Consider the following 15,083-nt stretch of genomic DNA (forward strand, 5'->3'; position numbering starts at 1 on the left):
GGTCATTGTTGCTTTAATGCGTAAGATATTAGCCATCGCTCAGGCAGTGTTGAAAAGTCAGCGACCTTTCGATGCTTCTTTACATGTTAATTGAGTCTTTAGGCTTGCTTTTTCTCATGGTATCTACGAATTGTCTAAGCTTATTCAAACTTTCACCTTTTATCTTCTGCACTCATAATTTCACCTACCTAAAAAAACAGCGCAAATTATGCTATCGTAACCTTGGTTTATTATGACCTTGATAAGTCGCTCACCACCCTAATAATAGAGCTACCCAGTATTAACAGACATTGCATCAACAGACATCAAATAAAGAGACTTAACCATGACCAAACATTATGATTATATCGCCATTGGTGGCGGTAGCGGCGGTATTGCTTCAATCAACCGTGCGGCAAGCTATGGCAAAAAGTGCGCGATTATCGAAGCCGAGCAATTAGGCGGCACTTGTGTCAATTGGGGCTGCGTGCCCAAAAAGGTAATGTGGTATGGCGCGCATGTTGCTGAGACTATTCATAAGTTCGCGCCAGACTATGGTTTTGACGTTGAGGTCAAAGGCTTTGACTTTCAAAAGTTAGTGCAAAGTCGCCAACAATATATCGAGAATATCCACCGCGCTTATGATAATAACCTCGCCAAAAACGGTGTTGAAGTGATAAAAGGCTTTGCTAAGTTTGTCGATACCAATACCGTCGAGGTTAATGGCGAACATATTACCGCTGACCATATCTTAATCGCTACAGGTGGTCATCCTATCAAGCCCAATATCAAAGGCGCAGAGCATGGTATCGACTCTGATGGGTTTTTTAAATTAAACCATTTACCAAAGCGCGTAGCTATCGTTGGTGCAGGCTATATCGCGGTTGAGATTGCAGGCGTGCTCAATAGTCTCGGTTCTGAAGTGCATCTCTATGTACGCAAACACTCGCCACTACGTACCTTTGACCATACCATTATCGAGACTTTATTGATCGAGATGGAGCAAGCGGGCATTCATTTGCATACCAATAGTGTAATAGACGAGGTTAATAAAAATACCGATGATAGCCTGAGCTTATCTATCAATGATGATAGCGAAGGCCATATCGACACCGTTGATTGCTTGATTTGGGCAATAGGTCGTGCGCCCTCTATCGATAATATTAACCTGCAAGTCACTGGCGTTGCGACGACTGATGACGATAAAATCAAAGTCGATAAGTTCCAAAATACTAACGTTGATGGTATTTATGCAGTAGGTGATATTATTGAGGACAGCGTTGATTTGACCCCTGTCGCGGTTGCCGCAGGTCGTCGATTATCGGAGCGCCTATTCAATGACAAACCTGATGAGCATCTAAGCTACGATTTGATACCGACGGTGATTTTTACCCATCCTCCTATCGGTACTATTGGCTTTTCTGAGATTGAGGCTGTCAATCAATTTGGTAAAGAGGCTATTAAATGCTATAGCTCAAGCTTTACCGATATGTTTAGTGCAGTGACCCAGCATCGACAAAAGTGCACGATGAAGTTAGTATGCTTAGGTGAGGATGAAAAGGTGATTGGCCTACATGGTATTGGCTTTGGGGTAGACGAGATGATTCAAGGCTTTGCTGTGGCGATAAAAATGGGCGCAACGAAGGCGGACTTTGATAATACTGTCGCTATTCATCCAACGGGTTCAGAAGAGTTTGTGACTATGCGTTAAAGGCTATGCGTTAGAGGCTATGCGTTAACAGCTATGCATCAGGCGCAAGAATTGTGCTTGATGCTGGCGGCGTAGCTTGTGATATCTAATTTATCGAACAGACAATTAAAAATTTATTACTTTCTATAGATTGGAGCCGTTAAAAGTTTCCATTGTCTAGTATCACTATTGGGGGTCACAGCCTGCGCCCAGCCTACTTATTAACTATTATATTTTCGCAATAACCATTTAAAAAGTATTTTAGCCCTGATTGTAGCTAGTGATAACCACAACCCCTCTCTAACCCTCTCTAACCCTTCTAAATAACACTGCTATCAGATCACGGTCTACAGATCCAATAGCCATTCATTATTTGCCTTATAAACTTTGAAATTGCCCTGATTGATACTAGTATGACCGTTCATAGTTTGGGTAATATCAGCGCTACACAGATAAGCATCAACGCTATCAGTAGCTACACAATCGATATTATCTACACTATCAAGAGTGGGCATGGCCTTTTCAATAACGCTGTTAAAAGACTCATTATCTTGCTCATTACCAGCTAAAGTCGTTGTCTTATCAGTCATAGTATCGGTTTGTTTATAGTGCTTTTTAACTAAGCCTTTAACCGTGCGATTAGAAGGATCATCAGAGCAAGCCGTTAGGAATGCTATTAATACAGTGCTAATGGCTAAGATTTTAAAGCTATTCATAACTGTCTCAATTTAAGGTAACCATCAACTTTAACTTCCTTATTTAACGGTCACATTAGTATACTGGGTCAGACTATCGATACTTCCCTGTACGCTTGTCGGTTGTGACTTTAATAACTTGCTGCTGTGAGGCAGCTTTACAGTAATGCCTTGCTTGTTAACTTGATAGAGGACGGGTTTATTAGTGAAGCTCAGAGTTTTTTGCTTAGTATCATAAATAAACGGCCCATCATAATACAGCTCAACTCTGCCCTCTTTATTAGCAAACACATAGTACAGTTGCTCGCTGTCTCCAACAAAATAGCTAGCCAAGACCATTATCTTTTCGTTGTCTAAATGAAACGTATAGATATAAGGCGATTTGCCGTCTGTTTTAGGATCGTACACAGCTAAAGCTTGATAGTTATCTACCCGCATTTTGCCATTAACTCTTGTGCTTTGAGTAATAAAAAGCAAACCTTTCGCTTGGTATTCTTCCTCCACAATGCGTATGGCCACGGGTTTATTATTAATTACTTTATAAGTTGAATACTTATGCCATGCTGCGCCACTCTTGGTCATAGTACTTAAAGTCTGCCTATCATAATCGATATCAAAAAATCCACAGTTACCCTGCGCCAGCTCAGTGAATTCTTCACTATGCACGAAGCTATGGCCTTTTTTTAGATAGACTTGATAAGAAGGACCGCCATAACAACCGTAGCGGCCATCCTTTAGGGCTAAGTCGTTTTTATTATCAAAATTAAAGTCATCATAGATCAGCACGCTACTGTCACCGTAGGGAATATTGACAATATTCGCACTGAGTTTTCCGCCCAGCTGCAATGATGCACTGTCCTGTAGCTCATAATCCATAGTAAGACTAGAAGGCTGAGCTATTAAAGTTTTTTTAGTTTTAGCGTCTATGATTTCGATAATATAGTTTAATTCACTAAATTGTTTATCAGTATAGTCTTTAATGGTGGCGTAGTAGTCGTCAGAGAAATCTTCAATCTGGTACTGGTTTGACGCCTGAGCCAAAGCGGAGTATGGCAAGGAGAGAATAGGCAAAGCCAGAAGCGTTATAGCCGCTTGAAAGATTTGATTAGATACGACTTTAGGCAAGGCATTGAATGTTTTAACCTTAGACATAACCTACTCCTTATTGGCTAGCCGCTACTAGCAAAATAGTTATCACCGCATAATCAATAAGGTAGCATAAAATAGCTCATTGACTAACTATTAAACATTGGTATTAAGTCCTAAATATTGGTGTTAAGTCCTAAACATTGGCATTAATTATTAAGCACAAAAAAAGGCTAGCACTTACGCAGCCTTTTTCCATTATCATCGTCCTGCCAGCTATTTCGATTGCTATTGGGTTAGTACCCAAGTGCCGTTAACATCATTGACCTTGAACACGCCACTATCAGTACGGCTAGTGCCGCCGATAGTTTGGGTAACGTCAGCCGTGCACAAATAAGCATTATCACCATCGGTATTGTCACAGCTCACGTTTTCTACCTTTTCGAGGGTCGGCATCATCCCCTCCATCATGCCACTCATAGCTTTTGCCGTCTCGTCATCACCAGCTTGTGCCATCGCATCATTCATCAGGCTATTGGCTTTATCATACTGAGTTTGAATAAGTTCTTCCACGTCGCTTTCAGAAGGCTTATTAGAGCAAGCGATAAGTATCGGGGTCAACAGCAATACAGCACCTAGCTTTATTAAATAATTCATAACTACCTCAGCGATTAATTAGTGATTAATAAGCAAAATTTTATAGACCTTTAGGCCATCTTAAACAATATTTAAACTATACCTAATTAGCTATTAAAAATCAGCAACATTTATTAATATTTCTTTACTAAGGCGTGTTGAACATTCACAAGTAGACACTGCTATGATGCTCGTAATGAAATTGGTTGCGAGATGACTGTGTGGCAAGTATATTTATTTATTCTTCCTATTGGCTTAGGTATTATGACTTTGGTAGGCAGCCTAATGTGCTTATTTGCTTACCTGATGTCCGATGATAATGCCACGCGCTTACCGGCTTTTACTTGGTTTAAGCGCTTACTTATTGTGGCATTCATACTGATAAGTATTGGGCTGTTTATGACTTTTAAGCATTTTTGGGGCTAGCTGGTGTTAAGTTTACACCGCTTTGCTTTGATTATGGTGTGCACTGACAAAAGCTGGTAGAACAGGATAGTTAAAGGGGCTGAGCTCAAGATTTTAAGCACTATTGCTTTGGGTTTAAAGATAACTTTAAAGCGCATTAGCCGCATCATAAGCTGTTTTTGTAGCATACGAGATATCAGCTACTGTACAACAATCTCCCACTTTTACTACCTCTATCCCCGCAGCGATTAACGCCTCTGCATCAAATAAAACCGGACGTGCGCCACTAGCGATTACTACGTAGTCGTGAGCAATATAGATATTATTACCATAATGATCTTCACAGCGTATCTCATCTGCAGCAATATCCATTACTCTATGGTTAGTGTATATTTTTACCCCATACTGCTCATAGTTCGCAAGCATAGAGGGTAGAATGGTCACACTTATATGATCAGTAATTTTATCCGCTATCTCTACTATCGTTACTTGGCAACCCCGTTCAGCTAGATATTCAGCAGTCTCACAGCCGACTACCCCGCCACCAACTATGGTCACTCGACCAGATACTAGTTGCTCACCGGCCAACACTTTCCAAGAGTCATAAATATTATGGCCTTCTATACCAGCAATGGGTGGCATAAAGCTAATCGCCCCTACCGCTACTATCACCGCATCAGGCTTTAGGGCCATTATACTTTGAGTAGTCGCCGTTTCGCCTAAACGCAATGCCACCCCTTCTCTATGTACTGCCCGTATCAAGTCTTCTGTAGCCCGATGTAGCTCTGCTTTACGTGGTGGCACATCAGCGATATTTAACTGCCCACCTAACTGTGCTTGCTGTTCAAACAGTGTCACGCTATGGCCTTTATTAGCAGCGACCCTTGCCGCTTCAAGTCCAGCAGGCCCGCCGCCAATCACTACTATATTTTTCTTGACCTTTGCCGCAGTAATAACCCTACTCTCTTCAAAGCCATTCTCTGGATTGACAGTACAGATAACAAAAGATCTGTTCATAATAGAGTCAACGCAGAAATTGCAGCTGATACAACGCACAATATCTTTTTGCTGACCTAAGGCGGCCTTATTTGGCCACTCAGGGTCAGCCAGTAGCGCTCGGCCAATGCCAATCATATCGGCTTTACCAGTTTGCAGCATAGTTTCAGCCATGTCAGGATCAATGATGCGTCCTGAAGTACTCACAGGGATAGAAACAGCTTGTCTAATAGCGCCAGCGATATCTGCAAAGAAGCCATAAGGCTGCACACCCATTGGCGGTATAGTATCTGCCAAGTTGACGGTATGGTTAGCCTGACCTACGTGCAACATATTCACGCCTGCATCCTCAAGCCATTTTGCGAACTGCGGGGCATCGACTTCATCAACGCCGCCTTTGCCGCGCACAGGAGTGACTACTGATAACTTATAATCAATGATCATATTCGGCACAGCCTGTTTTAAGGCGCGAACTAGTAGCAAGGCAAAACGGGTGCGGTTTTTTAGTGAGCCACCAAACTTATCGGTTCGGCTATTCATTTTGGTGCTACATAACACCCCTACTAGCCTATCGCCATGTACTTGAATAACGTCAATACCGGCCTGTTGCGCCCGCAGCGCACAAGCACACATCTTATCGATGATCGCCATTAAAGCCGTTTCACTCACCTCATTAACGAAGTGCTCCATGTCATAATGCAAGCGCTCACGTACCTCGTTTTTTTGGCCATTAACCAACATCTCATTGATGGCATCGACATCGTATTCTGGATGAAATATCTGCACCCCAATTTTGGCGCCATAGCTATGAACACTATCAGCAAGCCGACGAAAACTGTCAATTTGACTATCATCAAACAGTTTTGGCGTGGGCGCAAAGCTACGAATGGGCGCAACGTCGCCTAGCACAATATACCCTACGCCCCCTTTGGCAAGACGAGTATAAAAAGCATAGCTTTGTGAGCTGATGCTCCCATCCTTAGCTTCATAACCAGTAGTAAGCGGTGGTAACATCAAACGATTTTTAAAAGTCACACCGCCAATAGTGATAGGTTGTAGTATTTTCATTATTCTTCTCTTCTGCAATAGCCTATAAATAAACTTATTTTACTTTTGTAATAATACAAACACCTAATACATGGTGCTTGTTAGTTAGGATTTACTGTCTCTAGTAAACCAACTGATGCGTCTAGCCCTGATTAGCCTTAGTGAGATTGGTTGCTAAGACTAATCAGCACTATTGATTACTAGTGCTAATTAGAGCTAAAAACCTAGGACAAAACCCTATTTAATCAAAGCTCTGCTAAAGGAAGACTTAGCTTTTCTAATTCTAATAGCTGTAAATCTTTGCGCTTTGGCTCGCCATTATTGCCGTCTTCTGGAAACGGCATAGAGACCCCTGTAAGCTTGTAGCCACGGCGCTCATAGTAAGCCAATAGTTCAGGGCGATGACTCAATATACTCATAGTCAAACGGCTAGGCTGCGCAGCTGACTGACGCTTATTACCTTGTAAATGCCGACTAGCAAAAGTCTCTGCTGCTTGTAGTATCACGTTGCCAACTCCCTCACCTTGCAGCTCAGGATGGACGGCAAACATACCTATATAGGCATTATCGCCAGACGGTACGTTGCTATTAATATCCACAGCAATACAGCCTAGCAACTCGCCAGTCTCTTGCCCCTCTCGATCGCCAGTATTGGTTTTTGGGTAGACGAAAATATAATGCTTAGGGTCAGCAATGACCGCAGCCAGCTCAGCCTTAGTAGTGCGAATACCAGCAACTAAATCTGCCTCATTAGTCCAGCCTTCTGCCTGCCGATAACAACGGTCAAGTAGCTGCTTAAGAGCGTCAAGGTCTTTTGACTGCGCTTGGCGTAAAAACACGGTATCTTTATTCATATGACGGTCACACTTTTTATAGATAAATGGTAAAAAAGACTGCCAGCGTAGAATGGCAGCCTTTATCGTAACTTTATCAGTGCCAAATAAGCGCTAAGATTTACTGTTGCTTAGCACTTAAACGCTTAAGCACTTAAACGCTTAAGCACTTAACACTAACGCGACAAAGCATGCGCTTGCTCGATAATATTGAAGCCGGCATTAATCTGTGCTCGTGTTGGCGCATGACCACGGCGTAATAGTTCACTAAAAGCCACTAACTCTTTATCACGGCCTAAAGTACTAGCAGCGCTGGCACGAGTATCCTCGCCTTTATCATCAAAATAATATTCGATATAGTTGAGCGTATCAGGCGAACCCAGCAATATATTATGATCAGGGGTAGCTGCATGACCACTATAGCGTAAGCTTTTGCCATACTGCATAGTCCAAAAGAAGGGAATTCGCTCATCTAAAGAAGGTACAGTATCGTCTCCTAAGATAGCCGCTGCGGTAACTAAACCATGTTGCAATGCTACCCGCCAATGCTCAATACGCATACGTCCCATCTGTCCAGATGCCTTGGCAATATCGCCTAGCGCATAGACCCCATCACGTAGCTGCAAATGACTATCGACTTGCACACCATCGGGGTCATTGACCTCTTTAAGCAAGTCAGTAAGCGGCGATACACCTGTACCTAAAATTATAATATCTGCGTCTAACTTAGTGCCATTTGCCAGAGTAACGCCACTAACCTGCTGACCGTTACCATTGATTTCATTAACCGTAGCATCCAGTACAAAGTTAATGCCATTGTCTTCATGCAATTTAATTAAAGCGTTGCTCACTGTTTCGGAGATGATAGTCTCCATTACTCGTGCGCTCTGACCGATCACTGTAATAGAGGCCGTATTGCCCGCTTGCGACAAGGCTGCGGCTACTTCCATCCCGATAAAGCCAGTACCGACGATCACTACGTGCTGATCTTGACTAGCCGCTTTGATAGTTTTGGCATCATCCATGCTGCGTAAAGTATAGACTCCTTCTAACTGGGCGCCTGTAATAGGAGGAACAATAGGCTTAGCACCGGTTGCTACTACTAAGAAATCAGCCGTTATATTATATTCAACATGGTGCTCATCTTTAATAATAACCGTACGCTCATTAGCAATAACGGCACTGACCGTTTGCTTTAGGCGTAATTCTATATTGTTTTTTTGTGCCCAATCCGCGCCGCCAAGCAGTAGCTTTTCTTCGGGCATATTACCTGCTAAAAAAGCTTTAGATAACAGCGGACGATTATACGGTGCTTTGTCCTCTTGGCTTAGTAAGGTGATTTTGCCACCATAACCTGTATTACGTAATTGATGGGCAGTCATAAAGCCTGCTGCCCCGCCACCAACGATAACCGTATGCGTGCCAGTGAGCTGATCGTTTTTAACAGCCCTATCTATTTTGGCGGCAGTATTAACGATCAGATTATCCCCATCATCCGTCAACTGATACTGGGTGAGCCCTTCAGTAGCTACTGGCTCTAACAAAGTGCCGTCACGACTATCAAAAGTCGCATGATGCCAAGGGCAGACTACCCGATTGCCACACCGTAGACCTGTGCCTAAGTCTGCCCCAGCATGCGGACACTTGCCATCGAACGCCTGAAAGGTAGTGTCATCGCGGGTGATTAAAATGATACTATCATCCGCTTGCTTATATGACTTCATACCGCCATCTTCAATATCGGCTTTATTAATAGTGACTGTGGTAATAGTGGCCTGAGACATAAGTTATCCTTAACGGTGGCGATTGCTACCTGATGGGTTATGATTGATTGCTATTGATTAGATGGTAAAATATCGACTAGCCTTACTATAAAATAAATATTTCACTCAGCAGCAACTTATTAAACATTATGTTATGCGTTGATAATATGTTATTCATTGATAGTATGTTATTCATTGATCGCATGTTACGCATTGATAGTAACAAGACCCCTTAGCATTCGATGTGTATTTGTATATCTGCCACGTTGCAAAACGTAACTTCTGCATTCAACGACTTAGTTCCACTATAGAAAACCTACTTTTTAAGCCTTCTATTTGCTTATAGGCTGCTTTGCCCTTAACCCTATCATAGACGATCATTTTATGACTTCTCAAGACCCTAATATTACTGAGCCTGTATCTACTCCTATTACTAGTAATCAGCCTTCTGATTCACAACATTTTGACCGCTCAAGCTCAAATGACTCAAGCTCAAATGATTTGAGCTTAGCCATTGCAAACTTCGACAGCTTAAGTTTAGAGGTTGCGACATTGATAGATACGGCGCTACTAGCGCAACCAACGTTGCCACCTATTAAACTAGCGTACTATAAATCGTCTAATGAAGACTTTATAGTCAATGAAATAATGGCTGTAGACTTTAGCGATAAAGGCGAGCACTTGTGGCTACATATCCAAAAATCAGGCATGAATACCGCCTATATTGCCAAACTACTAGCTGAGTGGGCAGACATCCCCTTACGCGATGTCGGCTATTCAGGACTAAAAGATCGGCATGCACTAACAACACAATGGTTCAGCTTACGCATTCCCAAAAAGCAGTTGCCAGCAACCGTTTTTGCCCCAAGCGACTTAGGTGATAACGAGACGGTAGAAATTATTGACCAACGTTGGCATAACAAAAAACTCAACCGTGGCGCACATCGGGCTAATGAGTTTGTTATTACTCTGCGTGATATAGAATTCGCTAATGATCTACAAGTGACGGCTAACCATGAACTTGTCGAGCAGCAGCTAAAAACCATAATGAGTACTGGCGTGCCCAACTATTTCGGTCCACAGCGCTTCGGTCGTCATGCCAGTAATATCAGAGAGGCGCTTAGACTGTTTGCTCAGCCTATTGAAAAAGACAAGCCCAGCGGCAAAAAGAGTAAACGTAAACGTGTGCCACGCGAGCAACATACTATGGCACTATCTGCAGCGCGCAGTGTTATTTTTAATGAAATTTTGAACGCCCGAGTGGTTGATGGCAGCTGGAACACGGGACTGGCAGGAGAAGTATTCAATCTTGACGGCTCAGGGTCGATCTTTAGTAGTGAGCAATTGGACGATACTTTACAAGCACGTCTCGATAGCGGAGATATTCATCCGACCGCAGTAATGTGGGGTGTAAATAACGATAAAGTGGCAGGCCCAGCGGCTCAGTTAGAGACTGAGGTAGTACGGAAAAGCGCTTTATTGACTGTGCTGGCTACAGGTCTAGAGCATCATGATATCAAAGCACAGCGTCGAGCTTTGCGGCTGCCAATAGAAGCATTGTCATGGCAGTGGCTAGATGAGCAATCACTAGTATTGCGCTTTAGCCTAACTACCGGTAGCTTTGCTACTAGTGTATTGGCCAGCTTGACTCAAGTATTAAAGACAGCTTAGGGCCTAGTTTACATAAACGCTTAGCTGCTGTTTCAGTGACTGTTTCAGTAGCTGTTTCAATATCTAGGTCGGGTATTTAAGTACCATAAATCGACTCAGCTACAGGGGGCTCTAAAAGTCCTTCTGCTTGCAAATTATTGGCACTCACTACTTGATTACGGCCACGATCTTTAGCTTTATATAAAGCTTTATCAGCGGTACTAATTAAGTGTTGACAGAGATCTGCAGGCAGCTTTACTTTTGCAAGAGCTAATGCTGCCTTTGATTGACTATGTTCGGCTGATCTAAGAAAGCTCAACTTACTCTTGCCAAGTTTTCGCCTTGCTGCTGGGATGTTGCGATTCGCACATTCTTCTTTAATAAGTCTCAATTTATTATGAGTCAAAGTATAAAGACCAAGGCTAACTGTAACCATCAAGTCAATGTCCTTAGTAACTCGTATAATATGCTGAGCGATATTTACACGCAGTTGCTCAGCGATTGCTAGCGCTTCATCATGAGAAGTATCCGGCAAAGCCATCAAAAACTCTTCACCACCATAACGGCTAATAATGGCTCGATCCGGTACAGTAGTAGAAAAAATATGCGCCACTTCACGCAGCGTTTGGTCTCCCACTTCATGCCCATAACTATCATTAATATTTTTGAAAAAATCTAAATCCAATAACACCACACTATAATCTTTTTCCGAACACTGCATAAGTGTTTGCTGCATCTGTTTAAGACCATGGCGGCGATTATTCAATAAAGTCAATTCGTCTTGGTTAGCGTGTTGCAAGATTTCGTTTTTACTATTGTCTAATACTACTAATAAGGTTCGAAAGGCATAAACTATAAAAATAGCTTTGGGCAATGCCAGATATATATGAGTTAAGCGCCAGAAAAAAGCTGATGAGAGCTGTACTTCATTGACGCTATTCCAGCCTAGTGCATCATTTTTGAAGATTGAGGCCGCAATAGCGTTCTCGATAGCCATGACCTCATTATAAGTAAGATAACTATAAGCATCGAACACAGGGTAAGTTATGGTGAGCTGACGTAGATTGGGTAAATTAATGCCGAAATAAGGAGTAGCAATTGCCAATAAAATCAACACTACTTGTAACAAAAACACGCGCCAGACATACAGACGTTTCATTAGCATCATACCCAGCATCGAGCCACCAACTAGTGACACGCCAGCATATAAACTGCTATAGCCCATCATCACTATGACGGTAGCTATATAGAGGGTATAAGGTAAGATAAGACCGATTTGCCATCTATTTAAAGCATTATCGTCATTTTTGATACCAGATAAGCGTCCTATCATCCACCAAAAAAACAACCCTGAGAGGGTGATACCTAGCCACAACGGATACAAAGAATGGATATCAACGTAACCACTAAGTTCGTCTTGTCGTATCCATACCATCAGACACCATAGCCAATGTAAAGCTACCTCCATCGTTATAAATAATGCTAATAGCGATGCTCGGTCTGCGGCTGGCAAATCAAAGATAATGTGAGTGAGTTTTTTATAGCCAGGTTTATAAATCGAAACTGCCATCAATAACTGCCGCATAAAAATAAATGAGGTTAAACAACTTTATATTGGCAAGCTTTAAATCAATTAGCAATACCTCACTCATAAAGGGCGCTAATTAAAGATGGACGGTCGATATTGCTATCAGAACTGCTGATTAACCTGTAAAAATATGGGCTTTGTCGATGCACAGACTAACATTAACGTCGAATAATAAGTTAGGCTAAACTGGCAAAGGCCTGCCAGATGCCTTGCTGATCAGCATTGACAGTAGGCACGTCACCGATGCGTCGCCAAGGCATATTACTACCATGAAAATCGCTGCCAACAGAAACCGCCAACTTATGCTCAGCAATACTCCGATCTACCATTCTACGGGTACTTAATGGCTCACTGTCAGCCGGCAGCTCACAGCCATCGCCGCCAAGCGCAGCAAATTCTTCAATAAGCTTACGTACTCGAGTTGCCGATAGTTGATAGCGAGTCGCATGGGCCAATACTGCCTTGCCACCACAAGCTTGAATCAATTCAATCCCCTTCTGCATACTCAGGGCTTCAATGGCAACATAAGCTGGCTTGTTATCAGCTAAGTATTTATCAAAAGCTTTTTGTACCGTTTTAACTTCGCCACGCTCGAACAATACTTGTCCAATATGAGCGCGCCCAACTGCTTTAGCGTTGCCGCCAGCTTTAGTCAGAATCTGTTGCCAAAGCTCGTCATAATCAATACCTAACAGTGCGCTAAGTTTTTCAGTAATACGTTGACCACGAGTAGCACGACTGTCTTGTAGTTGTTGTAGAGTGGCATGCATACGCGCGCGATCCGTAAAATCCAAGCCTAGCACGTGGATAATTTTGTTGGTTGATTTGTTCTTACCATAACCACCACTTAGCGTATGCTCACAACTGATCTCTACGCCGTTAATAAGCTGCATACCATGAGAATCGGCGGCTACGCGTGCCTCATCAATGCCTAATAAGGTGTCATGATCGGTTAATGCCAGCACCGTAACCCCAGCGGCGTGCGCCCGTTCTATTACCTCTGTAGGCGCATAAGTACCATCGGAGCAGGTACTATGACAATGTAAATCGACTTTCATGGTTTTGGCCTTATCCTAGCTTTAGATGTTTTAGAGCTAGAGAAATTAGAGGGATAAATAGTCGTTACTTTAAATAAAATAATAGTTCTAAATAAAACTAACGATTCAGAATAAGTTGTGCTAACTCATTCGCTTATGCTTATTATAGCGGTATATTATAATAGATAACGAATATAGACTGTGTTTGCTTTTTTTTAGCCCAGTAGAGGTGTAAACTATCCTCTACGTTTTTGTAGGATATTCCACCTGATATGAAAGCCTTATTAGACTTCATTCCGCTGATTGCTTTTTTTATAGCTGCTCGTACTCACGGTATTTTGGCAGCCGCGGGCGCTTTACTTGTTGCCACCCTGATCATCTATGCTATCCACTTTATCCGTCAAAAAGGTAAATTTGAGAAGCAACAATGGGTAGTTTTATTACTGACTATTGTCTTTTGTGGCGGGACCTTATTACTACGTGATGATATTTACTTACGTTGGAAGTCCCCTATTATCAATGGTATCTTCGCTTTAACCTTAGTAGTCAGTGTGGCTATCAATAAACCGTTGATGCAATTGGCTATGAAGGATGTCTTCAGTCTCTCAATGAGGGGTTGGAAAAAGCTAACTTTGGTATGGGCAGTATTCTTCGCTATGATGGCGGTACTACATTATATCACGGCATTTACTATGTCAGATGAGGCTTGGATTAACTTTAAAACTTATGGCTGGATTCCGATTATGCTAGTGTTTGTAATCGCTCAGTTTGCTGTTTTAAAGAATCATCTCAATCCAGCATTGACTGATAAAACCGCTAAATAAGTTACTAAATCCATATAGTTTTTCCTATTATTTAAGCCTTATTGAGGAGTCCTAATGCCCTTATTTGCGATCATTGGTCATGATGTTGCTAACAGTGCTGAGCAACGCAAACTTACTCGTGACGAGCATTTAGCACGCCTACAAACTCTCGATAGTGAGCAACGTCTACTCGTTGCTGGGCCTACTCCTATTGCACACCACCAAAGCGGCGATACAATACAGATGTCTGGCAGTATTGTCATCGCTGACTTTGTATCCCTTGAGGCGGCACAAGCTTGGGCAAGTGCTGAGCCTTACTTACGTGATGGTGTATATAGCCATGTCGATATTAAACCTTTTATCCACGTTTTACCTAAACCTATATAAAAGGTCCGCCATCGTGAGTGCATTGTTTACCTCAAAATACTCAACACCTACTAATAGGCTAGTGTCCGTTATTTATCAGCGCTCTAGTTATCAATTTATAGCTGTTTGTCTTAGCTTATTTATAGCTTTTTCAGCGCAAGCATTACCAGTAGCAGCTGGTGCTCCTTCAGCTCAGCCTGCTATAGCTACTGAGGCTAATACCGACCAGCCGACAGCTGAAGCTGCGACTATAGATAACACTTTAGCCGCGCAATTAAAGCCGTCAAATCAGGCACTTTCTGCTGCCAATCAAAAGTTGCTTAGCCAAAATGCGCAATTACAAAGACAAGTCAATGACCTGCAAACGCAGACTAATGTCTTAGTATATGAGAGTAAAGGCCAGCTGTTTTTATACGGTGCTTTTACTGTACTAATAAGTCTCTTAGTAGGTATCTTTGTCTCTTGGTTAGTGTTTGTGCGGCGGGAACGTTGGTAGTAGTATGCTAATA

The 15,083-nt window shown here is 42.4% G+C and carries 14 protein-coding genes; 6 read left to right on the forward strand and 8 right to left on the reverse strand.

Annotated features, from left to right (window positions below; genetic code table 11):
- The first annotated feature begins 325 nt into the window (after positions 1 to 325).
- Complete coding sequence (gorA, locus tag JMY09_RS11900) at positions 326 to 1,690, forward strand: glutathione-disulfide reductase (RefSeq protein ID WP_201623817.1); 1,365 nt, start codon at positions 326 to 328, stop codon at positions 1,688 to 1,690.
- 326 nt (positions 1,691 to 2,016) lie between these two features.
- Here gorA and JMY09_RS11905 read toward each other — a convergent pair whose 3' ends face one another.
- From JMY09_RS11905 to JMY09_RS11915, 3 genes are all read right to left on the reverse strand, one after another.
- Entirely contained in the window at positions 2,017 to 2,385 is a 369-nt protein-coding gene (locus JMY09_RS11905; RefSeq protein WP_201623818.1) for a hypothetical protein, read from the reverse strand.
- A 39-nt stretch (positions 2,386 to 2,424) separates the two neighbouring features.
- Entirely contained in the window at positions 2,425 to 3,516 is a 1,092-nt protein-coding gene (locus JMY09_RS11910) for an XAC2610-related protein (RefSeq protein ID WP_201623819.1), read from the reverse strand.
- A 222-nt stretch (positions 3,517 to 3,738) separates the two neighbouring features.
- A complete protein-coding gene (locus JMY09_RS11915; protein ID WP_201623820.1) occupies positions 3,739 to 4,107 on the reverse strand; it encodes a hypothetical protein in 369 nt (122 codons plus the stop codon).
- Positions 4,108 to 4,299: 192 nt separating this feature from the next.
- Here JMY09_RS11915 and JMY09_RS11920 point away from each other — a divergent pair, with 192 nt between their 5' ends.
- Positions 4,300 to 4,512 carry a hypothetical protein gene (locus JMY09_RS11920; RefSeq protein WP_201623821.1) on the forward strand — a complete coding sequence of 71 codons (213 nt, stop codon included), beginning with the start codon at positions 4,300 to 4,302 and terminating at the stop codon, positions 4,510 to 4,512.
- A 126-nt stretch (positions 4,513 to 4,638) separates the two neighbouring features.
- On the opposite strand, the gene bilR is transcribed toward JMY09_RS11920, so the two are convergent.
- The 3 genes from bilR to JMY09_RS11935 all read right to left on the reverse strand — a co-directional run bounded on the left by bilR (position 4,639) and on the right by JMY09_RS11935 (position 9,151).
- Positions 4,639 to 6,555, reverse strand: coding sequence for a bilirubin reductase, long form (gene bilR / locus JMY09_RS11925; protein WP_201623822.1), 1,917 nt, complete (start codon positions 6,553 to 6,555; stop codon positions 4,639 to 4,641).
- Between the two features lie 224 nt (positions 6,556 to 6,779).
- Positions 6,780 to 7,388: a GNAT family N-acetyltransferase gene (locus JMY09_RS11930; RefSeq protein ID WP_201623823.1), complete on the reverse strand. Its 609-nt coding sequence runs from the start codon at positions 7,386 to 7,388 to the stop codon at positions 6,780 to 6,782.
- A 155-nt stretch (positions 7,389 to 7,543) separates the two neighbouring features.
- Entirely contained in the window at positions 7,544 to 9,151 is a 1,608-nt protein-coding gene (locus tag JMY09_RS11935) for an FAD-dependent oxidoreductase (protein ID WP_201623824.1), read from the reverse strand.
- A gap of 363 nt (positions 9,152 to 9,514) precedes the next feature.
- Between JMY09_RS11935 and truD the strand changes: the two genes are divergently transcribed.
- Complete coding sequence (gene truD, locus JMY09_RS11940; RefSeq protein WP_201623825.1) at positions 9,515 to 10,801, forward strand: tRNA pseudouridine(13) synthase TruD; 1,287 nt, start codon at positions 9,515 to 9,517, stop codon at positions 10,799 to 10,801.
- Between the two features lie 76 nt (positions 10,802 to 10,877).
- Here truD and JMY09_RS11945 read toward each other — a convergent pair whose 3' ends face one another.
- Both JMY09_RS11945 and JMY09_RS11950 read right to left on the reverse strand, forming a co-directional pair.
- Complete coding sequence (locus tag JMY09_RS11945) at positions 10,878 to 12,350, reverse strand: GGDEF domain-containing protein (RefSeq protein WP_201623827.1); 1,473 nt, start codon at positions 12,348 to 12,350, stop codon at positions 10,878 to 10,880.
- A 194-nt stretch (positions 12,351 to 12,544) separates the two neighbouring features.
- Positions 12,545 to 13,426: a PHP domain-containing protein gene (locus JMY09_RS11950; RefSeq protein ID WP_201623828.1), complete on the reverse strand. Its 882-nt coding sequence runs from the start codon at positions 13,424 to 13,426 to the stop codon at positions 12,545 to 12,547.
- A 251-nt stretch (positions 13,427 to 13,677) separates the two neighbouring features.
- Here JMY09_RS11950 and ispZ point away from each other — a divergent pair, with 251 nt between their 5' ends.
- The 3 genes from ispZ to JMY09_RS14560 are packed head-to-tail and all read left to right on the forward strand — an operon-like array spanning position 13,678 to position 15,070.
- On the forward strand, positions 13,678 to 14,229 hold the full coding sequence (gene ispZ / locus JMY09_RS11955; RefSeq protein WP_201623830.1) for a septation protein IspZ: 552 nt from the start codon (positions 13,678 to 13,680) through the stop codon (positions 14,227 to 14,229).
- A gap of 54 nt (positions 14,230 to 14,283) precedes the next feature.
- Positions 14,284 to 14,595, forward strand: coding sequence for a YciI family protein (locus JMY09_RS11960; protein WP_201623832.1), 312 nt, complete (start codon positions 14,284 to 14,286; stop codon positions 14,593 to 14,595).
- A gap of 13 nt (positions 14,596 to 14,608) precedes the next feature.
- A complete protein-coding gene (locus JMY09_RS14560; RefSeq protein ID WP_227677306.1) occupies positions 14,609 to 15,070 on the forward strand; it encodes a hypothetical protein in 462 nt (153 codons plus the stop codon).
- Positions 15,071 to 15,083: the final 13 nt, after the last annotated feature.

It is taken from the genome of Psychrobacter urativorans (assembly GCF_904846695.1).
GTDB classification, from domain to species: domain Bacteria; phylum Pseudomonadota; class Gammaproteobacteria; order Pseudomonadales; family Moraxellaceae; genus Psychrobacter; species Psychrobacter urativorans.